Below are 22147 nucleotides of genomic sequence, written 5' to 3'. Positions count from 1 at the left end.
TCAGCCGGTCACGTCGCGTCGCCGGGGACGGAGTCGGCCATCCGGGTGAGCTCGTCGACGATGACGAGGGCGCGGTCCCGGTCGAGCCCCTCGATCGAGAGCGCCCCCGCGGACGACGCCGTGGTCACCCGCACCGTGGCGAGCCCGAACAGCCGCGAGATCGCGCCCTCGCGGTGGTCGACGGTCTGCACCCGCGACATCGGGGCGATCCGCCGCTCCCTGGCCCACCAGCCGGTCTGGGTGTACACGGCGGTCTCGGTGACCTCCCAGCGGTGCACGAGGTAGCGCCACTGCGGCACCAGCACGCCGTACGCCGCGAACAGGACGCCGACTCCCACGAGGGACCAGGTGGGGAGGTCGAACCAGTCCCACGGCCCGTCGCCGAGCAGGAGCAACGCCATGGGCGGGACGCACCGCAGCAGGTCGGTGCACGTCCACATCAGCCGGGCCCGCGGGCTGACCCGTTCCAGCGGTGCTCGCAGCCGCACCGCCTCGGGCCGGGACATCAGCCCTTGAGCTCGCAGATGACCGCGCCGTTGGTCACGGTCGCGCCGACCTCGGCCTGCAGCCCGGACACGGTGCCGGCCTTGTGCGCCTTCAGCGGCTGCTCCATCTTCATCGCCTCGAGCACCACGATCACGTCGCCCTCGGCGACCTCCTGGCCCTCCTCGACGGAGACCTTCACGATCGTGCCCTGCATCGGGCTGGTGACGGCGTCCCCGCTCGCGGCAGCGGCGGACTTCTTCCCGGCCGACCGCTTCGGCTTCTTCGCGCCGGAAGCCGAACCCGTCGAGATCCCGGCGCCCAGACCGCCGGGCAGGCTGACCTCGAGCCGGCGTCCGCCCACCTCGACCACGACCGTCTGCCGGTCCGCGGTCTCCTCGGCCTCGGCGACGTCACCGCCGTACGGCGTGATCTGGTTGTCGAAGTCGGTCTCGATCCACGTGGTGTAGACGTCGAAGGAGCCTTCGCCCGTCGGGTTCGAGGCGCCGACGTACGCCGGGTCTTCGACCACGGCTCGGTGGAAGGGGATGACCGTCGGCATCCCGTCGACCACGAACTCCGCCAGCGCGCGGCGTGACCGCTCGAGCGCCTCGGTGCGGTCGCGGCCGGTGACGATCAGCTTGGCGATCAAGGAGTCGAACGAACCCGGCACCGTCTCGCCGTTCTCGTAACCGCCGTCGAGCCGGATACCGGGGCCCTGCGGCGGGTGCCAGGCCGACAGCGTGCCCGGCGCGGGCATGAAGTTGCGCCCGCCGTCCTCGGCGTTGATCCGGAACTCGATCGAGTGTCCGCGGACCGCCGGGTCGCCGTACCCGATCTCCTCGCCGGCCGCGATCCGGAACATCTCGCGGACCAGGTCGATCCCGGTGACTTCCTCGGACACGCAGTGCTCGACCTGGAGCCGAGTGTTCACCTCGAGGAACGAGATGGTGCCGTCCTGTCCGACCAGGAACTCGCAGGTGCCGGCCCCGACGTACCCGGCCTCGCGCAGGATCGCCTTCGAGGAGTCGTAGAGACGGCTCATCTGGTCGTCGCTGAGGAACGGCGCGGGCGCCTCCTCGACCAGCTTCTGGTGGCGCCGCTGGAGCGAGCAGTCGCGGGTCGAGACGACGACCACGTTGCCGTGCTGGTCGGCCAGGCACTGCGTCTCGACGTGACGCGGCTTGTCGAGGAACTTCTCGACGAAGCACTCGCCGCGCCCGAATGCCGTGACCGCCTCGCGCACGGCCGACTCGTAGGCGTCGGCCACCTCGGACATCTCGCGGGCGACCTTGAGCCCGCGGCCGCCGCCGCCGAAGGCGGCCTTGATCGCGATCGGCAGGCCGTTCTCCTTGGCGAAGGCCACCGCCTCGTCGGCGTTGTCGAGGGGGTCCTTCGTGCCAGGGGCCAGCGGTGCGCCGACCTTCTCCGCGATGTGGCGTGCCCGCACCTTGTCGCCGAGGCTCTCGATCGCCTCCGGGGGCGGGCCGATCCAGACCAGACCGGCGTCGATCACGGCCTGGGCGAAGCCGGCGTTCTCGGCGAGGAAGCCGTAACCGGGGTGGACGGAGTCGGCGCCGGACCTCTCGGCGGCCGCGATGATCTTGGCGATGTCGAGGTAGGAGTCGGCGGGGGTCGCGCCGTGCAGGCTGTGCGCCTCGTCGGCCAGACGCACGAACAGCGCGTCGCGGTCGGGCTCGGCGTACACCGCGACGCTGCCGATCCCGGCGTCCTTGCAGGCACGGATCACGCGCACCGCGATCTCGCCGCGGTTGGCGATCAGGACCTTTCGCAGGGGCTGCAGGGGTCTCACGTCGGGCAAGGCGCACTCCTCCGGGCGGATGGGACTCCGCCGAGCACACTATCGTCGTCCGGCCGACCGTGATCCGCGTGGTTGCATGGCCCCATGCAGGTCACCGGGCACATGGACATCGACAGACAAGCGGAGGGCGGCGTCGACCGTGAGGCGCTGGCGGAGCTGAGCGCGGCGCTCCCGGGCGATGTCGTGGTCACCGGGGCGGACGCGGTCGAGAAGTACCGGCACGACTGGTCGCGTGACCCGTCGGCGGGGACGCCGGTCGCCGTCGTACGCGCGGAGAACGCCGAGCACGTGCAGGCCGCGGTCCGCTGGGCTGCGTCGCACCGCGTGCCGGTGGTACCCCGGGGTGCGGGGAGCGGGCTGTCGGGCGGTTCCAGCGCGGTCGACGGCGGCATCGTGCTCAGCCTGGAACGGATGACCGCCGTCGAGATCGACCCCCTCTGCCAGGTCGCGGTCGTGGAGCCGGGTGCGTTCAACAAGGACGTCAAGGCCGCGGCCGCGAAGGAGGGGCTGTGGTACCCGCCCGACCCCTCGTCGTTCGAGATCTGCTCGATCGGCGGCAACGTCGCGACCAACGCCGGCGGGTTGTGCTGCGTGAAGTACGGCGTGACCACCGACTACGTGCTCGGGCTCGACGTGGTCCTGGCGGACGGCACCCTGATCACGCTCGGCGGGAAGCGGATCAAGGACGTCGCCGGGCTGTCGCTGCTGAAGCTGTTCGTCGGTAGTGAGGGCACGCTCGGCGTCGTGACCCGGGCGATCCTGCGGCTGGTGCCCGCCCAGGGCGCGCGCTCGACGATGGTGGCGACGTTCCCGACCGTGACGGCCGCGGCCGAGGCGGTCGTCGCGATCCGCACCACGATGCGGCCGTGCCTGCTCGAGCTGATGGACCAGGCGACCGTCAACGCCGTCGAGGACTTCAAGCCGATGGGGCTGGACCGCAGCGTGGGCGCGCTGCTGATCGGTCAGTCCGACGCGCCGGGCGAGGTGCGGTCGGGCGAGATCACCGCGATGCAGGCGGCCTGCGAGGCGGCCGGGGCGGGGGAGTGCTTCGTGACCGACGACGCCGACGAGGGCGAGATGTTCGTGCAGGCGCGCCGGATCTCCTTCAACGCGCTCGAGGCGCGGGGGTCGCTGCTGCTGGAGGACGTCGGCGCCCCGATCCCGCTGCTGCCCGAGCTCCTCGCGAGGATCGTCGCGATCTCCACGGAGCACGACGTCGAGATCCCGACCGTCGCCCACGCCGGTGACGGCAACACCCACCCCTTGATCGTGTACGACGCACAGGACCCCGAGTCCGAGCGCCGGGCGCGTGCGGCCTTCCTCGAGGTGATGTCGGCGGCGATCGCCCTCGGCGGCACGATCACCGGCGAGCACGGCGTCGGGCGGGCCAAAGCGGTGTCGCTGCCGGACCAGCTCGGACCGGACGTGATGGCACTGACCCGGAAGATCAAGGACGCACTCGACCCCGACGGCATCCTGAATCCCGGCGCGATCCTGTCGTGAGCGCCGAGACCAGGTGGGAGCAGGCACGCTCCTACGAGCGGGCGGCGGGCCACGGCGGGTACGGCGCGCACTTCGCCCGGCTGATGGCCGAGGGCGTCGACATCGAGGGCGAGGCGCGACTGGCCGACGTGCTCGCACCGCGCGGCGGACGGATCCTGGACGCCGGGTCGGGGATGGGTCGCGTCGGCGCTGCACTGCTGGCGCGCGGGCATCGCGTGGTCGGGGTCGACTTCGACCCGGAGATCCTCGACCAGTCCCGTCGCACCTTCCCCGACCTGCCGCTGGTCGACTCGCGACTCGACGAGCTCACCCCCGCCGAGCTGTCCGACGCCGGCCACCCCACGGCGTACGACCTGGTCGTGTGCGTCGGCAACGTGATGATCCTGCTCGCGCCGGACACCGAGCGCACCGTCCTCGCTAACCTCGCCGCCCTGCTCGCACCCGAGGGCCGGATGCTGGTCGGCTTCGCGCTCTCCGGCGCACCGTCCGGCTTCTCGAGGACGTACCCGCTGGCGGAGTTCGTCGCCGACTACGAGTCGGTCGGGCTGCAGATGGTGCACCGCTTCGCGACCTACGACCTACAGCCGTACACCGACGACAGCACGTACGTCGTGCACGTGCTCCGGCGCGGGTGAGTCACCCGCCCGGTTGGTAGACCATCAGCACCACGATCACGGCGTACAGGAGCCCGATCACCCCGCCGGCTCCCGCCACCCGGCCGACCAGGCCGCGCGCCGAACCGGTGCCCCCGATCACCGCCGCCGCCCGGGTCAGCGTCGGCGCCAGCACCGCGAGCGCGACGGCCGTAGCGCACGCCCAGAGCAGCAGCGACAGCCAGATCCAGGTGTCGCCGAAGTCCGCGACCTCCCGGGACTTGTCCCACGGCGCCTTCTGCGACATCAGTCCCATGCCCAGGATCACCACGACGACCGAGACGTAGCTGTACAGCCGGATCGTCCTCGCCGCCGAGGTCGCGGCCCCGGCGTCCGACGACCGCAGCGCACGCGAGGCGGTCGTCGCCGCGCCGACGAGCGGGCCGACGGCGAAGATCGCTGCCAGCAGGTGCAGGAAGAGCAACAGTTTGAACACCCGGCGAACCTATCGATCCCTCCGAGGCTCACGTTCGTCGGTGGAAGGTCCGGGCCCCTCGTTGAGCACGCCTGAGGCTCACCCGGTGCAGCCACTCCGGTACCCAACCTCGCTTGTCGCGCCGCCAGGACGCCGCCCAGAGCCTTCCCGCTGCCGGCCACCCACCCGCCATCGGGATCGCGGCGTCGATGCCGGAGCGCGCGTTCTCCTCGAACGGGATCTGGAGAAGCCCAGTCGGTCATACAGACCCGAGCCTCGGAACGGTTTGCGGACGCGTTACGTCCGGAAAAGTCCCTACGTTGGCCCCATGACGAGAACCTTCGGCTTCACGCCCGGCCGGCCACCCGAGTGGGACCTCGAGCGCTTCATGCGCGGCGACGAGGTCGAGACCGCCGTGATCACCCTGGAACGCAACCGGCTCACGTTCGCGTGGAAGTGTGCCGATCTGGACGCCGATGGGCTGCGTCTGACACTCGGTGCCTCGTCCGTGACGCTGGGCGGCCTGCTCAAGCACCTGGCCTGGGTCGAGGAGCTGTACTTCCAGAACCGACTGGCCGGTCGCACGGCCATGGCGCCGTTCGACCAGCTGGACCTCGAGGACGACTGGGAGGACTGGGCCTGGCGCACGGCGGCCGACGACACGCCCGACGCGTTGCGTGCCCTCTGGGTGGCGTCCGTGCACAGGTCCCGCGACGCCCTCGCCGAGGCGCTGTCCCGAGGAGGGCTGGAGCAGACCACCCACGACGGGATGAGCCTGCGCCGGTTGCTGGCGGACATGATCGAGGAGTACGCCCGCCACACCGGTCACGCCGACCTGCTCCGCGAGCACGTCGACGGGGCCACGGGAGAAGGCGCTCCGCAGGACTTCTCGGTGCCCTGAGTCCGAGCCGCTGGTCAGTCGACCTCAAGGTTAGCGATCGTTAACCAGCGCGGCTACGATGTCCGGCATGACGTTCGAGCTGTCGCGGGAGCACGAGGAGTTCCGGCGCGTCGTGCGCGAGTTCGCGGAGGGCGCGATCGCGCCGCACGCGGCGCAATGGGACCGCGACCACCACTTCCCGACCGACGTCGTGCAGCAGATGGGCAAGCTCGGACTGATGGGACTGACCGCGCCGGAGGAGTACGGCGGGGCGGGCGAGGACGGCGACTTCACCAGCGTCTGCGTGGCGATCGAGGAGCTGGGCCGGGTCGACCAGTCGATGGGCATCACGCTCGAGGCGGCGGTCGGGCTCGGGATCAACCCGATCCTCACCTTCGGCAACGACGAGCAGAAGGAGCGGTGGCTCCCCGACCTCGTCGCCGGCCAGGCCCTCGCGGGATTCGGGCTCACCGAGCCGGGCGCCGGCTCCGACGCAGGGGCTACCCGCACCCGCGCCGAGATGGGCGACGGCGAGTGGGTGCTGAACGGAGCGAAGCAGTTCATCACCAACTCCGGCTCCGAGCTCACCTCGTGCGTGACGGTCACGGCCCGCACCGGCCAGAACGACGACGGGAAGGCCGAGATCTCGGCGTTCATCGTCCCGGCGGACGCGCCCGGGTTCACCGCGGAGCCGGCGTACGACAAGCTCGGCTGGCACGCCTCCGACACCCACCCGATCACGCTCGAGGACGTCCGCATCCCCGAGGGCAACCTGCTGGGCGAGCGGGGCCGTGGATACGCGCAGTTCCTGGCCACGCTCGACGACGGGCGCATCGCCATCGCCGCGCTGGCGGTCGGCTGCATCCAGGCGTGCCTCGACGCCTGCCTGCAGTACGCCGGTGAGCGGCAGACGTTCGGGGTCCCGATCGGACGGAAGCAGGGCGTCGCCTTCCAGATCGCCGACCTCGAGGTGATGCTCCAGGCGAGCCGTCTCCTGGTCTACAAGGCCGCCGCGACCAAGGACGCCATGCGCCACGGAAGCGGCCCGAAGCTGAGCGAGCTCAAGCAGGCTGCGTCCGTGGCCAAGCTGTACGCCACCGAGTCCGCGGTGACGGCGACCCGGATCGCCACCCAGGTGTTCGGGGGATACGGCTTCATGGAGGAGTACCCGGTGGCTCGCCTCTACCGCGACGCCAAGGTCCTCGAGATCGGTGAGGGCACCTCCGAGGTCCAGCGGATGCTCATCGCCCGGGGTCTCGGCCTGCCGGTCGAGTAGCGTCGAGCGGTGCGCCTGCTCCGCGACCTCCCCGCCGAGGTGCGGGCACTGACGGGGGTCGGCTTCATGGTGGCGCTCGGCTTCGGGCTGGTGGCACCGGCGCTGCCGCTGTTCGCCCGCGAGTTCGGGGTCGGCAAGGCGGCGGCCGGGGCCGTCGTCAGCGCCTTCGCACTGATGCGGATCGCGATGGCGCCGTTCGTGGGCCGGCTGATCGACCGCGCCGGCGAGCGGGTGCTGCTCGCCACCGGCATCGGCGTGGTCGCCGTGAGCAGCGCCCTGGCCGGGCTCTCCCAGTCGTACTGGCAGCTGCTCGTCCTGCGCGGCGCGGGCGGCGTGGGCTCGATCATGTTCAGCGTCAGCGCGGCCAGTCTCCTGGTCAGGGTGACGCCCAGCCATCTGCGAGGCCGGGCCCAGGGCGTGTGGGCGGGGTCCTTCCTGATCGGGATGGTCGCCGGGCCTGCGGTCGGCACGGTGGCGACGTTCTCGCTCCGACTGCCGTTCTTCCTGTACGCCGGCACCCTCGTCGTCGCCGGGCTGATCGGGCTCGGGGCGCTCCGGCACAGCAACCTGGCCGCCCGGCAGGCGGCCCGGTCCGAGCCCCTGGCACTGCTCGTGGCGTTGCGGCACCGGGCCTACCTCGCCGCGCTGGCCGCGGCGTTCGCCGGCGACTTCGCCCTCGTCGGGGCCCGCTCGGCGATGCTGCCGCTCTACGTGCGCGAGTCACTGCACCTCTCGGCCGGCTGGGTGTACGCCGCCTTCCTGATCGTCAGCCTCGTCAGCGGCGCGCTGCTGCTGCCCACCGGCAAGGTCGCCGACACGGTCGGTCGTCGTCCGGTGATCGCGTTGGGCCTGCTCGTGGGGGCCATGGCCTTCCTGCTGCTGCCCGCACTTCCGGCGATCGCGGGCCTGGTCATCGCGACCGCGATGATCGGCGTCGCCGCGGCCTCGGACTCGGTGGCGCCCGGCGCCGTGATGGGCGACGTGGTGGCGGGGCGGGGCGGGACCGTGGTGGCGGTCTTCCAGATGGCCGGCGACCTCGGCGCGGTGCTCGGACCGGTCGTCACCGGTTGGGTGGCCGACGCGGCCGGCTACTCCCCGGCGTTCGTGCTGTGCGCGGTCGTGTGCGCGCTGCCGGTCCTCCTCGTCCTGGCCGCGCCCGAGACCCTCCAGCGCGAGCACCCGGTCTCGGCCGTCGTCCTGGAGGAGGAGGCGCGCGACACGGCGGCGGAGTCCACCTGACGCAGGCGGGCGCGACGGTGGCTGTTACCCGGTTCGGAGGGGCTCTTCCTTAGACTGCCCACGTGCCGACGCGTCTGCCCCACATCGTCGTGGAGATCGGGCGCTTCATGGTCACCGGCGGGCTGTCCACGCTGACGTCGTTCCTGGTCTTCAACTTCCTGGCGCACGGGCTGTACATCACCAGCCATCCCTGGCTCGTCAAGCATGCGATCGCGGCATTCGTCATCGCCAACGTCTTCGGGATGCTCGTCAGCTACCAGCTGAGCCGGCACTGGACCTTCCAGCACCGCCCGCCGGTGCATCCCGACGGCGGGCGGACCGCGTTCTTCGTGATCAACCTGGTCACGATGCCGCTGGCGATCGCCTGCCTCTGGGTGAGCCGGCACGTGCTCGGGCTCACCGACCCCTTCTCGGACAACATCGCCGGGAACGTCGTCGGCCAGCTGCTCGGCCAGGCCGCCCGGTTCTACCTGTTCCGCAGGTTCGTCTTCCGCCAGCCGGTCCACGCCACCGATCTCGCGCACCATCCGGCGTCGCTGCTCGGCCCCGCGCGCCCGCTGCTCGACCCCGAACGGTCCTCGGAGGACCGCGTCTGATCCGCGCTACCGCCAGAGGGCGGTCCAGTCGTGGCCGAGCTCCCCGAGCAGGTCGCGGAGCAGGGGCAGGCTGAGCCCGACCACGTTGTGGTGGTCACCCTCGATCCCCGTGACGAACGCGCCGCCGAGCCCGTCGATGGTGAATGCACCCGCCACCTGCAGGGGCTCGCCGGAGTCGACGTACGCCGTGATCTCGTCGTCGGTAACCGCCGCGAAGTGGACGACCGTCGAGCCGGTGCCGGTGGCCTGCTGGCCGGACGTCGTCTCACGCAGGCAGTGGCCTGTGTGCAGCACGCCGGTGCGCCCGCGCATGGTCCGCCAGCGGCGTACTGCCTCGTCCGGGTCCTCCGGCTTGCCCAGCGCCTGACCGTCGAGCTCGAGGACGGAGTCGCAGCCGAGGACGAGACGTCCGGACCCCACCTCGTCGGCGACGGCCGCGCACTTGAGCTCGGCGAGGCGCTGGGCGAGGTCGGCCGGCGGAAGCCCGGTGACCTGTGACTCGTCGACCCCCGAGACGACCACCGACGGCTCCACGCCGGCCGACTTCAGGGTGGCGAGACGGGCGGGTGAGGCCGAGGCGAGGACGAGCGGGATCACCGGGGGAGTCTGGCAGAGCCGACCAGGAGGCACTCAGGGGCGGCGGTTAGTGTTCCGGCGTGCCCGGCCCGACCCCTGCGACCCCGCACGGCGGCTCGCCATCGATCCGCAACCCCGACTACTGGTGGTACCGCGCGAGGTCGGACATGCTGCGCACCGCTCTCGAGCCGTACGTCGGGTCCGCGGAGCGACTGCTCGACGTCGGCAGTGCCGACGGACCCAGCGTCGGGTGGCTGCGCGCCTCGCAGAAGGTCTCGCTCGACCTCGACGGCCGCGGCCTGCAGGCACCGAGCGGGGTCTGCGGATCGGTGCTCGCCCTGCCGTTCGCCGACGGCAGCTTCGACGTGGTCAGCGCCTTCGACGTGGTCGAGCACTGCGAGCCCGAGGACGTCGCCCTGGCCGAGCTGCGCCGGGTGCTGCAGCCCCAGGGGCGGCTGCTGCTCTCGGTGCCGGCGTACCAGTGGGCCTGGTCCGACCACGACGTGGCCAACGGCCACCATCGCCGCTACACCCGGCAGCGGGCGGTCGCGGTCGTGAGGGCGGCCGGCTTCGACGTGCTCCGGGCGACCTATGGCTTCAGCGCGGTCTTCCCGGCGTTCGCCGCGGAACGGGCGATGCGGGCCGTGCAACAGCGGTTCGGGTCCTCCGGAGCGACCGGGCCGGCCGACGTCGTCGACCTCCCGCCGGTGTCGCCGGTGGTCGAGCGGGTCCTGCTCGGCCTGTGCAGCCTCGACCGCCGGGCGCTGGTTCGGCGCGACCTCCCGTTCGGCTCGTCGGTCTTCCTCGCGGCGGTCAGGCGGTGACACGCCCCCCCGTCAGCGAGGTCAGCGAGGTCAGCGAGGTCAGCGGCGTCGGCGGCGTCCGCACCGACGCGCGGTGGGCCGGGCTCGCGGTGCTGACCGTGCTCGTCGGCCTGGGCCTGCTACTGGTCGGCGACCACCACTACTACTGGTACGGCGACACCCCCGCGGCGTACTACGGCTGGTGGTACCACCTCGGCGACCTCGTCCGGCACGGCCACTGGGCCACGCTCGACCCGCACGCCTGGCGGTCCGGCAACATCGCCGCCGAGGGCCAGTGGGGGTTGTGGTCGCCCCTGACCATCGGGATCGGGCTGCTGGCCACGGTGGTGCCGGACATGCTGGTGCTGACCGTCGCGGTGAAGCTCGCCCTGGTCGCGGCGGCGGTGGTCGGGATCTACCTGCTCGTCCGCTCGTACGACGCGCCCCCGGCCGCGGCGTACGTCGCCGCTGTGCTGGCCCCGATGGGCGGGATGACCCAGTACCTGGACCTGCCGTCCTGGGCGGCCGGGGAGATGATCTGGGCGCTGTTCCCGTGGGCCTGGTGGGGCCTGCGCCGCACGATGCTGCGCGGCGCGAACCCACTGCCGGCCCTGGCCGCGGGCTACCTGCTGGTGAGCGTCGGCTACGTGTTCGGCACGATCATGCTCGTCGTCGCCATCGCCGCCTGCCTCGTCGACTGCTACCTCACGCGCGACCGCGCCGCGGCGCTGCGCGTCCTGGGCGCGGGGATCCTGCTCGGACTGGTCGCGCTCACCGTCTACCTGCCCGGGGTCCTCACGTCGTCGGTGAGCGACCGGTCGAGTGCTTTCACCCCGTTCGGTGGGAAGTTCAGCACGGACCCGCTCGCGCTGATCGCGGGTGTCCTGCCCACCTCTTCGGTGCCCAACGTCTCCTCGCACCTGCTGCCCTACGCCTACCTGGCCTGGCTGCTGCCGACGGCGCTCTGGATCGACTGGGGCCGGGCTCGGCGGGCCTGGCGGCCGCTGGGCGGGCTGATCGTCGTCACCGTGGTCACCCTCGCGATCGTCGACGGACCCTCACAGCTGGGGCCGCTGCGCTGGCCGCTGCGGCTGGCGCCGTTCCTGGTCACGGGCCTGGTGGTCCTGGTCGCCGTGGCGGGCTCGCGCTTCGGGCTCGCGCGTCCCTCGCCGCGCCGGCTCGCCCTCTCCATGGGCTGGGTGGTGCTGGCAGCTCTGCTCGCGGTGGTGCGGGCGTCGTCGGAGTGGCGCGCGCACCTGTGCGCCACGGCGCTGGTCGCCGGGGCGATCGTGCTCCTGTGGTGGCTGCTGCGCACGGGACGACGTTCCTGGCTGGCACCCGTGGCCGGCGTGGTGACCCTGGCGGCGTTCGGGGTCCAGCACGCGTTCTTCCCGACGCCGCCCTCACCGCAACGCAACGCCCCGACCGAGCTCTCGACGTACCAGGCGCTGTACCCGGACGCCGTCGGTGACCTCCTGCAGGTCGGTGCGACCGACGTGCTCGACCGCACCGACCCCGGCGCCGCGCGCCAGCTGCCCATCGGCTCGGGCTGGTACCTGACCGGGTTGCCCGCGCAGAACACCTACACCGCCGTCAGCCAGCGCGTGTACAAGTACCGCTACTGCGTCTACTACCAGGGCGACACCTGCCCGCAGCTCCTCGACACCCTGTTCACGACCGAGCCGACGACAGGCACGAAACGGGTGGACCTGCTCGGCGTCAGCTCGTTGCTGCTGATCCGCCAGGACTTCCCCGCGCGGCGGCTCCGGCACCCGCCCGCGGGCTGGCAGGTCGCCGAGCACACGCCGTACGCCGTGCTGTGGACCCGGCGTACGCCGGTGCCACGAGCCGGCCACGTCGCGTGGACCTCGCCGGGCACCATGGTGTCCTCGGTGCAGGCCGATGCGACCAGCACGACGTTCCGCGTCGACCGGGTGCCGGCCGGCGGAGGCATGGTGGTCCTGAGCCTGCTCGACTGGCCGGGTTACTCCACCTCTGCTGGTTCCTTGGGCGACCCCGTCGACGGGTACCTCGTGACCGTCCACCTGCCGGCCTCGGCGCAGGGAGAGTCGGTCGAGGTGGCCTTCGACCCGCCGGGCTGGACCGCCGAGGTCGCCGCGTGGGTGCTGGCCCTGCTCGGCGGCGCACTCTGGTCGCTGGCGGCGGCCCTCAGCCCGACCGGCCGCGCAGGGTGGCGACGGTGGCGCCGTCCCGGTCGGAGAACGTCAGCCGGATGACCCGGCCGCTCGGCTCGGCGTCGATCCGGGTGGCGTGCTCCAGGGAGGCGCGCAGCGACCGTCCGGGGCACCCTCGGCGGATGGCCCCCGGCTGGGGCGAGAACGTGAACCCATGGTCCACGCGCACGGAGTAGGTGCCCAACGTCAGGTGGCAGCGCACCGTGGTCACGTGCCCGTCCGCGAACCGCACCCGGTCGGCCCGCACGGCGTGGCCGTGGCTGACCGGTGACCAGGCAGGCCCTTCGACCGTGCCCGGCAGCGACAGGTCGATGGCATGGTGCGCGAGGTCCTTGCCCCTGTCGCGCAGCCAGTTCGTCCCCAGACCGGCCAGGACTGCGACCACTGCCAGCACGACGACCACCTTCAGCATCCGGGCTCCTTCCCCCGATGGAATCGAGGGGAGGCTACGGGGCGCACTCGACCGCCGTGGTCGGTTCGGGCGATCAGGTGGCCAGGACGAAGTCGATCCGGATCGGCGTACGCCGGACCGTCGCCACGATCGGCGGTGGTCGGGAGCGATATCGGTGGCCGGTCGGGAGCGTCGTCTCGATCTCGTGCCCGTCGGTGCCGGGGGATGGTCTGGCCCACCAGCCGGGCGCCTCCTTGGCGTAGTTGCACGCCTCGCAGAGCCCCTGGCCGTTGACCTCGCTCGTGGGTCCGTCGTCTGCTCGCGGCACCGGATGGTCGAGGTGTCGCACGGGTGCGTCGCACCACGGAGTGCGGCAGACCCGGTCGCGGAGGCGGATGAAGCGGGCCAGCGACCGCGGGAACAGGCGTGACCTCGAGTCCGCTGCGACCAGCTCACCGGTGCGCGGGTGGCAGTAGAGCCGACGGAGCCAGAGCTCCTCCTTCCTGGTGCAGGCGCCCGCCACGATCTCGCGGGCGAGCTCACTGGGGACCGGGCCGTAGCCGTCGACGTACGCCGGCTGGTCACCGGCGCCGAACAGGTCGTGGTCGGTCATCACCAGGTTGAGCGACACGCGCTGGTGACCTGCGGTCGTTGTGTCGCCCTCGACCACTCGGCCGACCAGCGCATCGGCCATCACCTGGCCCTTGCCACGCCGATCGCCACCCGCCCGCGCCGAGTCGGCGGACCGGGTCAGTGCGGCGTACGCCGCGACGCCGTCCTTGACCGGCAGCAGAGCGGTCAGCCAGGTCATCGTGTCGGGCGCGGGGCGGAGGGTGACATGTCGGTCGGTTTCTGCCCGACGGCGCCGGGCCACGACGGAGGCCGGGTCGAGATGGTTGGCTTCCGACTGCAGCTCACCGACCAGCTCCCGCAGCCCCATCCGCTCGAGTCGGGCGGGGTCACCGGCGACCGCGGTGTCGACCGCGAGACGATCCTCGCGGGAGAGGCAGGCGGTCTCGCGGGCGATCAGCGTCGCCTGCCACTCGGTGATCCTCCCGGCGCGCCATGCGCGCCAGGTCGACGGCAGCTCGGTCGTGGCGATCCTGGCGAGTCCGAGGTGGCGCTGTCCGCGGTGCGGCGACTCACGCCGTGCGTGGGCGACCTCCTGGCCGACTCCGCGGCCCAGCTGCGCGGCCGGGACACCCTTCGCCGCACGCTCCTCGCGACGCGACGTGTCGAGCTCGACCGACAGGTGTGCCTGTGCCGCGGTCACGACGCAGGCCAGCGCCTCCAGCCCACGGATCGCATCCACACGTCCCCCGTCGTCGAGCCCGCTCGGCGACTCCAGCGCGGCCGACAGCTGCGCACGGAAGGTGTCGATGGCGCGCGCATCGAGCGGCGTGGCCGCCGGCTCCGAGACTCCCGAGAGATCGAACATATGTTCGATGATAGACCATTGGGCAGACAGTCGCCACCCTCGATCCGCCCCTTGTGGACGACGGACCGGCGGGGGACGGGTCACGGCGGCCCGGCCCCGAACGGTCGAGAGGCGCGAGCGTCCCGTGCTCGCCGATCCGGCCGGCCACCCTTTCTGCCTGCAGGTGTGACACGTTCCGGGGCGCGGACGGGCGACGCGCCGTTGCGCGTCCGGCTGACGCATCGATCCGAGCGAACGTCATCCTCACGGCGGCCGATTGCTCCCCACCGCGTGGATACCGGAGGTCAATCCTCGGCCGCGGACACCTCACCCGGGTCCGGCGCATCCGCCGGGACGGACTCTTCCCATCGCGGGCGGTGAGTTTCCTCGGGCTCCTCGGCCACGCTCCGTGCCATCCGGCTCAGCACCCGGAAGCCCGCACCCCGAGGATGCGCCATAAGCGCCGTGCCCTGCGTCCCGGACGCGTCCCTCATCTGTGAGCTCATCATGGAACCCCCCGACGTCTGCGACGACCCCCCATTGGTCGCGCGCTCTTCCGAAACGGTAGGTCGCGACCCGGGCTCCGGCGCGAAGTCGCGAAGATTTTGCCCGGGGCCGCTCAGCGGGGAAGTCCCGACGCCCGCCAGCCGCCCGGCCCGTGCGGCGGCACCACGCGGTGCATCCGTCGCGGTGCGTTCCACTCCTGAGTACGACGTGGGGGCGCCGCGTCAGGCGAGCCGAGCGTGGCCAGCACGGCCACCAGGGCCGCGAGCTCCTCCGGGGTCGGGTCGCCCTTGACGACGCGCAGGTACGGCGCGGAGCTCGCTTCGCTGGCGGATTCGTCCGTCACAGGGGGATGTTCCCGTGCTTCTTGCTCGGCAGGATCTCCCGCTTGGAGGCCAGCAGCCGCAGCGCCTTGACGATCTCGATCCGGGTCTCATGCGGGGGGATGACGCCGTCGACGTACCCCCGCTCGGCGGCGAGGTAGGGGTTGGCCAGCGTGTCCTCGTACTCCGTGATCAGCTGCGCCCTCGTCGTCTCGGGGTCGGCGGCCTCCTTGAGCTCCTTGCGGTAGAGGATGTTCACCGCGCCCTGGGCGCCCATCACCGCGATCTGCGCGGTCGGCCAGGCCAGGTTGATGTCGGCACCGAGGTGCTTGGAGCCCATCACGTCGTAGGCTCCGCCGTAGGCCTTGCGGGTGATGATCGTGACCAGTGGGACCGTCGCCTCGGCATAGGCGTAGATCAGCTTGGCCCCACGCCGGATGATGCCGTTCCACTCCTGGTCGGTGCCCGGCAGGAAGCCCGGCACGTCGACGAACGTGATCACCGGGATGTTGAACGCGTCGCAGGTGCGCACGAACCGCGCCGCCTTCTCCGACGCGTCGATGTCGAGGGTGCCCGCGAACTGCATCGGCTGGTTGGCCACCACCCCAACAGACCGCCCTTCGACACGGCCGAAGCCGACCACGATGTTGGGCGCGAACAGCGCCATCACCTCGAGGAACTCCTCGTCGTCCAGGACGGCGGCGATCGCCTCGTGGATGTCGTAGGGCTGGTTGGCGCCGTCGGGCACCAGGGTGTCGAGGGTGCGGTCGCGGTCGGTGATCTCGTCGTCGGAGGGGGTGTCGTACGCCGGAGCCGGGTCGAGGTTGTTCTGAGGCAGGTAGGAGAGCAGCGCCTTGACGTACTCGATCGCGTCCTCCTCGTCCGACCCCATGTAGTGGGCGTTGCCGGACTTGGTGTTGTGGGTGCGCGCGCCGCCGAGCTCCTCCATGGTGACGTCCTCACCGGTGACCGTCTTGATCACGTCGGGACCGGTGATGAACATGTTCGAGGTGCCGTCGACCATCACCGTGAAGTCGGTGACGGCGGGGGAGTAGACGTGGCCGCCGGCGCAGGAGCCCATGATCAGGCTGATCTGCGGGATCACGCCCGAGGCGTGCACGTTGCGGCGGAAGATCTCGCCGTACAGGCCGAGCGAGACGACGCCCTCCTGGATCCGCGCACCCGCGCCCTCGTTGATGCCGATGATCGGGCACCCGGTCTTGATGGCGAGGTCCATCACCTTGGTGATCTTCTCGCCGTACACCTGGCCCAGGGAGCCGCCGAAGATCGTGAAGTCCTGGCTGAACACGCACACCTGGCGCCCGTCGACCGTGCCGTAACCGGTGACCACGCCGTCGCCGTAGGGCCGGCGCTTCTCGAGTCCGAACGCCGTCGACCGGTGACGCGCGAGCTCGTCGAGCTCGACGAACGACCCCTCGTCGAACAGCATCTCGATGCGCTCGCGTGCGGTCCTGCGACCCTTCGCGTGCTGCTTCTCGACCGCCTTCTTGGAGGCGGCGTGGATCGCCTCGTCGAGCCGCCGGTGGAGGTCGTCGAGCTTCCCGGCCGTGGTGTGGATGTCGATCCCGGAGTCGGGAGGCGGTACGTCGGTGCCCTCGCCGAGGTGGGTGGGCTGGTGCGTCGATGGGGCGCTCACCTGCCCGAGACTAGTGCTCATGAACGACGCCACTCCACGGGCACCGCTCGTCCTCGAACGCCTCCAGGAGGCCGCCGGCCCGCGCTGGCAGGTGCACCTGCACGCCGAGGCCGAGTCGACCAACGCACTCGCAGCGACCACCCCGGAACCCGGCCTCGTGGTGGTCGCCGACCACCAGACCGCGGGACGCGGGCGGCTCGGACGCACCTGGGTGACTCCCGAGGGTGCGGCGCTCACGTTCTCGGCCGTGGTCGACCCGGGCCTCGACGACGAGTGGTGGCCGCTGCTGCCGCTCGTCGCAGGGTACGCCGTGGCGCGCACGGTCGGGGGCTCGCTCAAGTGGCCGAACGATGTACTGCTCGGTGGACGGAAGGTGTGCGGGATCCTCGTGGAGCGGGTCCACGTGCGTGGGCGGGGAGCCGACACCCCGCTGGCGGTCGTCGGCATCGGGCTCAACGTCGACCAGACGTCCGACGAGTTGCCGGTGCCGACGGCCACCTCGCTGGCACTCGAGACGGGTCCGCGCGACCGCACGGAGCTGTTCGGGGAGTTGCTCGACCAGCTCCGGACCGGTCTGGACGCCGCGGTCAGATCGCCCGGAGACACCTTGCGTGACTACCGCGGACTGTGCGACACGCTCGCGCAGGAGGTCCGGGTCGAGCTGCCGGGCGGCGAGACCCTCGAGGGCCGCGCTGTCGACGTGGACGAGCACGGCCGGCTGGTCGTCGAGAACGCCGAGGGGACGGTCGTCGTCGCGGCCGGCGATGTGGTGCACGTCCGCCCCTCCGAGTGACAGACTCTCGCCGTGGCCATCTCACAGAAGCTGCTGACCGAGGGCGAGTCGGTCGTCGTCGACACCCGGACCCATCCGAAGGCGCTGATCCTCCCGGGCCTGGTCCTGGTCATCACGCTGGCGGTCGCGATCTTCCTCGACCGCATGATCGGCAACGGCTTCGCCAGCCTGGTGGTGTGGATCCTCGCGCTCATCGTGATCGTGTGGTGGGTGCTCCGGCCGTTCCTCGACTGGCTCACCTCGACCTACACCATCACCACGAGGCGGCTGATCACCCGCGAAGGCATCCTGTCCCGCAAGGGGCACGACATCCCGCTGATGCGCATCAGCGACGTGGCCTACGACATGGGCATCGTCGACCGGATGCTGGGCTGTGGCACGCTCGTGATCAGCGACGCGAGCACGCACGGCTCGGTCCGGCTCCACGACATCCCGCACGTGGAGCAGGTACAGCGCCAGATCACCGAGCTGCTCGGTGGGGCAGGAAGCGCCTCCGTCGCCGACCGACAGGACGATGACGGCACCTGACGAGACCCCCGCGCAGCAGCTCGAGCACGCCATCCTGGGCGAGGACGTCGTCTACAGCGCCCTCGAGGTAGCGGCCGAGACCGGGGCGAGCATCGAGCAGGCCCAGCGACTGTGGCGCGCCCTGGGCTTCCCCGACCGGGGCAACGAGCGCGCCTTCACGCAGGCGGACGCCGACGCCGTGTCCACGCTGCTCCGGCTGGTCGCCGAGGGGACCATCGACTTCGACATGGCCGTCGACCTGACCCGGGCCGTGGGCCAGACCATGGCCCGGCTCGCGGACTGGGAGGTCGCGACCCTGGTGCACCGGGTCCAGGAGATGGAGTCGGGGGAGGACGCCACGGGATCGCGGGCGACGGCCGCGCTGCGGCTCCTCGACGCGCTGAACGGACCCTTCGAGGGGCTCCTGGTCTACGTGTGGCGCCGGCACCTCGCGGCGGCGGTCGCACGGGTGGAGGCGCTGGGGGCGGAGGACGCCGACCTGCACACCACCCAGGTCACGGTCGGCTTCGCGGACATCGTGCACTTCACGGCGCTCACCAATCGGCTCGACCACGACCGGATCGGCGACCTGGTGGAGATCTTCGAGTCCCGGTGCGCGGACGTCGTCGCGGGACAGCACGGCCGGGTGATCAAGAGCCTGGGCGACGCGGTGCTGTTCGTGAACGAGGACCCGATCCGCGCCTACGACACCGCCGAGGGGATCATCAGCGTGATCGGCCGCGACCAGCGGATGCCCGACGTCCGCGTGGGGCTGTCCACCGGATCCGTGGTGATGCGGCTGGGGGACGTGTTCGGGCCACCGGTGAACATGGCGGCCCGGCTGACAGCCGTCGCGCGGCGCAACCGGATCATCGTCGACGGCGCCACCGCGGGACTTCTGCCGGAGGACCAGTTCGAGGCGCGTCCGCTGCCGGCGCGGCCGGTGAGAGGGTTCGGACTGGTGGAACCCGTGGCCGTTCGGCGTCACTGAGGCATGGTCCCGATGGCCTAGACCGGGTGACACGACCCGGGGAATTTTACCCTCGGCGGCCCGCGAGTTGACCGATTCTTCGGCGCGGGCAGGTGTTGGCTCCGTATTTTCGATGCGTGCTCAAGGTCCAGGACGTTGCCATCGATCCGGCTACCCGCCGGGTCTGGCGCGATGATCGCGAGATCGTGTTCTCGCGCAAGGAGTTCGACCTGCTGCTCTTCCTGATGCAGCGGGCCGGGTCCGTCGTGTCCCGCGACGAGCTGATGCTGACGGTGTGGAACACCACCTTCTGGACGTCGTCCAAGACGATCGACGTGCACCTGGGCTGGGTCCGCCGCAAGCTCGGCGACGATCCGAGCGCACCGAGCCTGATCACCACCGTGCGTGGTCACGGTCTCCGCTTCGAGGTCGACGCGCCGGGCTCGTCCAACGCGCTGCGCGCCTCGGAGGAGGCCGAGGTCCGCACCGCCTGAGCGCGGCTCTACCCTTCTCCGGGTGAGCCCCGGAGACGCTGCGGACGGCCGCTCCGCGGCGGCCGGGGCACCGACGGTGGCCGTGGTCGGCGGCGGTCAGCTCGCCCGGATGATGGCCGAGCCCGCCGCTGCCTTGGGCATCCCGCTGCGGCTGCTCGCCGAGGCGCCGGGTGTCTCGGCCGCCCAGGTGATCCCCGACCACGACGTGGGGGACTACACCGACCTCGCCACGCTCCAGGCGCTGGTGGCCGGCTGCCGGGTCGTCACCTTCGACCACGAGCACGTGCCCACCGGTCACCTCCACGTGCTGGAGGAGGAGGGCATTGCCGTGCGACCGGGTCCCGGCGCCCTCGTGCACGCCCAGGACAAGCTCGTGATGCGTGCGGCGCTGGCGGCCCTGGGAGCGCCGGTGCCGAGGTTCCGTGCGGTCTCGGACGCCGAGGAGGTCGCCGACTTCGGCCTGCCCTGCGTGCTGAAGACCAGCCGCGGCGGCTACGACGGCAAGGGCGTCTGGTTCGTGGGTACGCCGGAGGAGTGCGCGCCGGCGTTCGACGCCGCGGCCGCGACGGGGTCGCGGATCCTGGCCGAGGAGCGCGTGGACTTCCGGCGCGAGCTCTCCGCCCTTGTCGCGCGGAGCCCGAGCGGCCAGGCCGCGGCGTACCCCGTCGTCGAGTCGGTGCAGCGTGACGGCATCTGCCACGAGGTCGTGGCGCCCGCACCGAGCCTGTCCGACGGGCTCGCCACGCAGGCCCAGGAGCTCGCGCTGCGGATCGCTCGCGAGCTCGACGTGACCGGCATCCTCGCGGTCGAGCTGTTCGAGACGGTGGACGACCGGATCCTGGTCAACGAGCTCGCGATGCGCCCGCACAACACGGGACATTGGACGCAGGACGGTGCGGTCACCTCGCAGTTCGAGAACCACCTCCGTGCGGTGCTCGACCTGCCGCTCGGCTCGCCCGTGGCCCGAGCGCCGTGGACGGTGATGGTGAACATCCTCGGCGGCCCCAGCGACTCGGGCGGCCTTCTGTACGACGGGTATCCGCACGCCCTGGCCCGCGACCCCCGTCTGCGCGTCCACCTGTACGGCAAGGCGCCGCGTCCCGGCCGCAAGGTCGGCCATGTCAACGCCTACGGCGACGACCTGCAAGAGTGTCTGGAGCGCGCCCGCCACGCGGCGGCGTGGTTCGCCGGAGAGCTGGGAGACGAGAGTGAGTAACGCGCCTCGGGTGGGCATCGTGATGGGCTCCGACTCCGACTGGCCGGTGATGGAGGCGGCCGCGGCGGCGCTGAAGGAGTTCGACGTGGCCTACGAGGCCGACGTCGTCTCGGCGCACCGGATGCCCGACGAGATGCTCGCCTACGGACGCGAGGCGGCCGCCCGCGGGCTGTCGGTGATCATCGCCGGGGCCGGCGGCGCGGCCCACCTGCCCGGGATGCTCGCCGCCGTGACGCCCCTGCCGGTGATCGGCGTTCCCGTGCCGCTGCAGCACCTCGACGGCATGGACTCCCTGCTCTCGATCGTGCAGATGCCCTCCGGCGTCCCGGTCGCGACGGTGGCGGTCGGCAACGGCCGCAACGCCGGGCTGCTCGCGGTGCGCGTCCTCGCGGCCTCCGACGCCGACCTCCAGCAGCAGATGCTCGACTTCCAGGCCGACCTCCGCCAGACGGCCCTGGAGAAGGGCAAGAAGGTCCGCTCGTCGAGCGGACGCAAGCTCGGCTTCTCCTAGAGCGCCCTGGTGCTGCACCGGGGTTGATGCCGCGCGGCCTGGGTACGACCGGGTCATGAGCAGCAACTTCGACCAGGACCAGCTGCAGGCCGCCGACACGCTCGACGACCGTGGCGTGGACGACGTGCTCGACGAGGGGATGTCGCCGCCGGAACGCCCCAGTCGCAACGTGGCGCACGCGGTGACGCCCGCCGAGGATGCAGAGGGCGACAGCCTCGAGGAGCGGATGGAGCAGGAGGAGCCGGACCCGTCCGCCGAGGTCGACCACACCGCCGAGGGCCAGGAGGCCGAGCTCCTGGGCGAAGAGGGCACGGACCCGTCCGACGGCTACGAGGTCGGTGACGAGCGCTCGGGTCGGCTCACGCCCGACCCGGACGACCACGACGACGACGTCGCGGACGACGTGGGCATCGACGGCGCGGCCGCGTCGGCCGAGGAGGCGGCGGTCCACACGGTCGACGAGGACCAGGTGTAGGAACCGGTCACGCCGAGCGCGGCCGGTCCCGGCGGCGCCACTCGATCGCCGGGCAGGTGTCCATCACCATCGGCACCCCGGCCTCCGTCGTACGCCGGAACGCGTCGGCGTCGATCACGCCGAGCTGGAACCAGACGGCCTTCGCGCCGCACGCCACCGCCTGGTCGGCGAACTCGCCGGCCGCGTCCGAGCGGCGGAACACGTCGACCACGTCGATCGGGAACGGGACGTCCGCGAGCGCCGCGTAGCCGCGCTCACCGAGCACCTCGCCGTCCTCGTCGGCGAACCGCGGGTGGATGGGCACGATCCGCTTGCCGCGCCGCTGCAGCAGGTCGGCGATGGAGTACGCCGTGCGCCCCCGGTCGCCGGACAGCCCGACCACGGCCCAGGTATCGAGGTCGTCCAGCATCAGGTCGACCCACTCATCTCGCTGCCACTCGTCCATGTG

The 22147-nt window shown here is 71.7% G+C and carries 24 protein-coding genes; 15 read left to right on the top strand and 9 right to left on the bottom strand.

Annotated features, from left to right (window positions below):
• Nucleotides 1-8: 8 nt before the first annotated feature.
• Nucleotides 9-506 (bottom strand): PH domain-containing protein, encoded by a 498-nt coding sequence (locus tag VGK78_RS05470; protein ID WP_331526467.1) that lies wholly within the window; start codon nt 504-506, stop codon nt 9-11.
• Complete coding sequence (locus VGK78_RS05465; RefSeq protein WP_414690636.1) at nt 506-2278, bottom strand: acetyl/propionyl/methylcrotonyl-CoA carboxylase subunit alpha; 1773 nt, start codon at nt 2276-2278, stop codon at nt 506-508. The genes VGK78_RS05470 and VGK78_RS05465 overlap by 1 nt, the downstream gene beginning before the upstream one ends.
• Nucleotides 2279-2389: 111 nt before the next feature.
• Between VGK78_RS05465 and VGK78_RS05460 the strand changes: the two genes are divergently transcribed.
• Together VGK78_RS05460 and VGK78_RS05455 are read left to right on the top strand one after the other, a co-directional pair.
• Nucleotides 2390-3808: an FAD-binding oxidoreductase gene (locus VGK78_RS05460; protein ID WP_331526466.1), complete on the top strand. Its 1419-nt coding sequence runs from the start codon at nt 2390-2392 to the stop codon at nt 3806-3808.
• Nucleotides 3805-4443, top strand: coding sequence for a class I SAM-dependent methyltransferase (locus VGK78_RS05455; protein WP_331526465.1), 639 nt, complete (start codon nt 3805-3807; stop codon nt 4441-4443). Before VGK78_RS05460 ends, VGK78_RS05455 begins: the two co-directional genes overlap by 4 nt.
• Before the next feature lies 1 nt (nt 4444).
• Here the strand turns inward: VGK78_RS05455 and VGK78_RS05450 are convergent, their stop codons facing one another.
• Nucleotides 4445-4897, bottom strand: coding sequence for a hypothetical protein (locus VGK78_RS05450; RefSeq protein ID WP_331526463.1), 453 nt, complete (start codon nt 4895-4897; stop codon nt 4445-4447).
• Nucleotides 4898-5204: 307 nt separating this feature from the next.
• Between VGK78_RS05450 and VGK78_RS05445 the strand changes: the two genes are divergently transcribed.
• The 4 genes from VGK78_RS05445 to VGK78_RS05430 all read left to right on the top strand — a co-directional run bounded on the left by VGK78_RS05445 (nt 5205) and on the right by VGK78_RS05430 (nt 8867).
• Nucleotides 5205-5777, top strand: coding sequence for a DUF664 domain-containing protein (locus tag VGK78_RS05445; protein ID WP_331526462.1), 573 nt, complete (start codon nt 5205-5207; stop codon nt 5775-5777).
• 67 nt (nt 5778-5844) lie between these two features.
• Nucleotides 5845-7032, top strand: coding sequence for an acyl-CoA dehydrogenase family protein (locus VGK78_RS05440; RefSeq protein ID WP_331526461.1), 1188 nt, complete (start codon nt 5845-5847; stop codon nt 7030-7032).
• A gap of 9 nt (nt 7033-7041) precedes the next feature.
• The gene (locus VGK78_RS05435) at nt 7042-8271 is read left to right on the top strand and encodes an MFS transporter (RefSeq protein WP_331526459.1); all 1230 of its coding nucleotides are present in this window, start codon (nt 7042-7044) and stop codon (nt 8269-8271) included.
• Nucleotides 8272-8333: 62 nt separating this feature from the next.
• Entirely contained in the window at nt 8334-8867 is a 534-nt protein-coding gene (locus tag VGK78_RS05430) for a GtrA family protein (protein ID WP_331526458.1), read from the top strand.
• A 6-nt stretch (nt 8868-8873) separates the two neighbouring features.
• Here VGK78_RS05430 and VGK78_RS05425 read toward each other — a convergent pair whose 3' ends face one another.
• Nucleotides 8874-9464, bottom strand: a complete 591-nt coding sequence (locus VGK78_RS05425; RefSeq protein WP_331526457.1) for a Maf family protein — start codon at nt 9462-9464, stop codon at nt 8874-8876.
• Between the two features lie 59 nt (nt 9465-9523).
• On the opposite strand from VGK78_RS05425, the gene VGK78_RS05420 reads away from it, so the two are divergent.
• Nucleotides 9524-10267, top strand: a complete 744-nt coding sequence (locus VGK78_RS05420) for a class I SAM-dependent methyltransferase (protein WP_331526456.1) — start codon at nt 9524-9526, stop codon at nt 10265-10267.
• Nucleotides 10264-12483, top strand: a complete 2220-nt coding sequence (locus VGK78_RS05415; protein WP_331526454.1) for a hypothetical protein — start codon at nt 10264-10266, stop codon at nt 12481-12483. The genes VGK78_RS05420 and VGK78_RS05415 overlap by 4 nt, the downstream gene beginning before the upstream one ends.
• On the opposite strand, the gene VGK78_RS05410 is transcribed toward VGK78_RS05415, so the two are convergent.
• The 4 genes from VGK78_RS05410 to VGK78_RS05395 all read right to left on the bottom strand — a co-directional run bounded on the left by VGK78_RS05410 (nt 12416) and on the right by VGK78_RS05395 (nt 16661).
• A complete protein-coding gene (locus VGK78_RS05410) occupies nt 12416-12853 on the bottom strand; it encodes a hypothetical protein (protein WP_331526453.1) in 438 nt (145 codons plus the stop codon). The two genes, VGK78_RS05415 and VGK78_RS05410, sit on opposite strands and share 68 nt — an antisense overlap.
• 73 nt (nt 12854-12926) lie before the next feature.
• Nucleotides 12927-14270 (bottom strand): HNH endonuclease, encoded by a 1344-nt coding sequence (locus VGK78_RS05405; RefSeq protein ID WP_331526452.1) that lies wholly within the window; start codon nt 14268-14270, stop codon nt 12927-12929.
• 598 nt (nt 14271-14868) lie between these two features.
• Nucleotides 14869-15099, bottom strand: a complete 231-nt coding sequence (locus VGK78_RS05400; protein ID WP_331526450.1) for an acyl-CoA carboxylase subunit epsilon — start codon at nt 15097-15099, stop codon at nt 14869-14871.
• Nucleotides 15096-16661 carry an acyl-CoA carboxylase subunit beta gene (locus VGK78_RS05395; protein ID WP_414690635.1) on the bottom strand — a complete coding sequence of 522 codons (1566 nt, stop codon included), beginning with the start codon at nt 16659-16661 and terminating at the stop codon, nt 15096-15098. The genes VGK78_RS05400 and VGK78_RS05395 overlap by 4 nt, the downstream gene beginning before the upstream one ends.
• A 91-nt stretch (nt 16662-16752) precedes the next feature.
• On the opposite strand from VGK78_RS05395, the gene VGK78_RS05390 reads away from it, so the two are divergent.
• The 7 genes from VGK78_RS05390 to VGK78_RS05360 all read left to right on the top strand — a co-directional run bounded on the left by VGK78_RS05390 (nt 16753) and on the right by VGK78_RS05360 (nt 21699).
• Nucleotides 16753-17526 carry a biotin--[acetyl-CoA-carboxylase] ligase gene (locus VGK78_RS05390; RefSeq protein WP_331526448.1) on the top strand — a complete coding sequence of 258 codons (774 nt, stop codon included), beginning with the start codon at nt 16753-16755 and terminating at the stop codon, nt 17524-17526.
• Between the two features lie 12 nt (nt 17527-17538).
• Nucleotides 17539-18054 carry a PH domain-containing protein gene (locus VGK78_RS05385; RefSeq protein WP_331526447.1) on the top strand — a complete coding sequence of 172 codons (516 nt, stop codon included), beginning with the start codon at nt 17539-17541 and terminating at the stop codon, nt 18052-18054.
• Nucleotides 18041-19024: an adenylate/guanylate cyclase domain-containing protein gene (locus VGK78_RS05380; RefSeq protein ID WP_331526446.1), complete on the top strand. Its 984-nt coding sequence runs from the start codon at nt 18041-18043 to the stop codon at nt 19022-19024. Before VGK78_RS05385 ends, VGK78_RS05380 begins: the two co-directional genes overlap by 14 nt.
• A 116-nt stretch (nt 19025-19140) precedes the next feature.
• Nucleotides 19141-19497: a winged helix-turn-helix domain-containing protein gene (locus VGK78_RS05375; RefSeq protein WP_331526444.1), complete on the top strand. Its 357-nt coding sequence runs from the start codon at nt 19141-19143 to the stop codon at nt 19495-19497.
• A 22-nt stretch (nt 19498-19519) separates the two neighbouring features.
• The gene (locus VGK78_RS05370; RefSeq protein WP_331526443.1) at nt 19520-20713 is read left to right on the top strand and encodes a 5-(carboxyamino)imidazole ribonucleotide synthase; all 1194 of its coding nucleotides are present in this window, start codon (nt 19520-19522) and stop codon (nt 20711-20713) included.
• A complete protein-coding gene (gene purE, locus VGK78_RS05365) occupies nt 20706-21224 on the top strand; it encodes a 5-(carboxyamino)imidazole ribonucleotide mutase (RefSeq protein ID WP_331526442.1) in 519 nt (172 codons plus the stop codon). Before VGK78_RS05370 ends, purE begins: the two co-directional genes overlap by 8 nt.
• Nucleotides 21225-21279: 55 nt before the next feature.
• Nucleotides 21280-21699 carry a DUF5709 domain-containing protein gene (locus tag VGK78_RS05360; protein ID WP_331526441.1) on the top strand — a complete coding sequence of 140 codons (420 nt, stop codon included), beginning with the start codon at nt 21280-21282 and terminating at the stop codon, nt 21697-21699.
• 7 nt (nt 21700-21706) lie between these two features.
• Here the strand turns inward: VGK78_RS05360 and VGK78_RS05355 are convergent, their stop codons facing one another.
• Nucleotides 21707-22144 (bottom strand): CoA-binding protein, encoded by a 438-nt coding sequence (locus VGK78_RS05355; RefSeq protein WP_331526440.1) that lies wholly within the window; start codon nt 22142-22144, stop codon nt 21707-21709.
• Nucleotides 22145-22147 lie beyond the last annotated feature (3 nt).

The organism is Nocardioides sp. (assembly GCF_036503465.1).
Lineage (GTDB): Bacteria > Actinomycetota > Actinomycetes > Propionibacteriales > Nocardioidaceae > Nocardioides.
This window is presented reverse-complemented; position numbering and strand designations above follow the sequence as displayed.

Excerpts from the sequence above, each read along its gene's own strand:
- VGK78_RS05470 (WP_331526467.1), bottom strand. The coding sequence starts at position 506 with ATGTCCCGGCCCGAGGCGGTGCGGCTGCGAGCACCGCTGGAACGGGTC.
- VGK78_RS05460 (WP_331526466.1), top strand. The coding sequence starts at position 2,390 with ATGCAGGTCACCGGGCACATGGACATCGACAGACAAGCGGAGGGCGGC.
- VGK78_RS05445 (WP_331526462.1), top strand. The coding sequence starts at position 5,205 with ATGACGAGAACCTTCGGCTTCACGCCCGGCCGGCCACCCGAGTGGGAC.
- VGK78_RS05440 (WP_331526461.1), top strand. The coding sequence starts at position 5,845 with ATGACGTTCGAGCTGTCGCGGGAGCACGAGGAGTTCCGGCGCGTCGTG.
- VGK78_RS05410 (WP_331526453.1), bottom strand. The coding sequence starts at position 12,853 with ATGCTGAAGGTGGTCGTCGTGCTGGCAGTGGTCGCAGTCCTGGCCGGT.
- VGK78_RS05405 (WP_331526452.1), bottom strand. The coding sequence starts at position 14,270 with ATGTTCGATCTCTCGGGAGTCTCGGAGCCGGCGGCCACGCCGCTCGAT.
- VGK78_RS05390 (WP_331526448.1), top strand. The coding sequence starts at position 16,753 with ATGAACGACGCCACTCCACGGGCACCGCTCGTCCTCGAACGCCTCCAG.
- VGK78_RS05380 (WP_331526446.1), top strand. The coding sequence starts at position 18,041 with ATGACGGCACCTGACGAGACCCCCGCGCAGCAGCTCGAGCACGCCATC.
- VGK78_RS05360 (WP_331526441.1), top strand. The coding sequence starts at position 21,280 with ATGAGCAGCAACTTCGACCAGGACCAGCTGCAGGCCGCCGACACGCTC.
- VGK78_RS05355 (WP_331526440.1), bottom strand. The coding sequence starts at position 22,144 with ATGGACGAGTGGCAGCGAGATGAGTGGGTCGACCTGATGCTGGACGAC.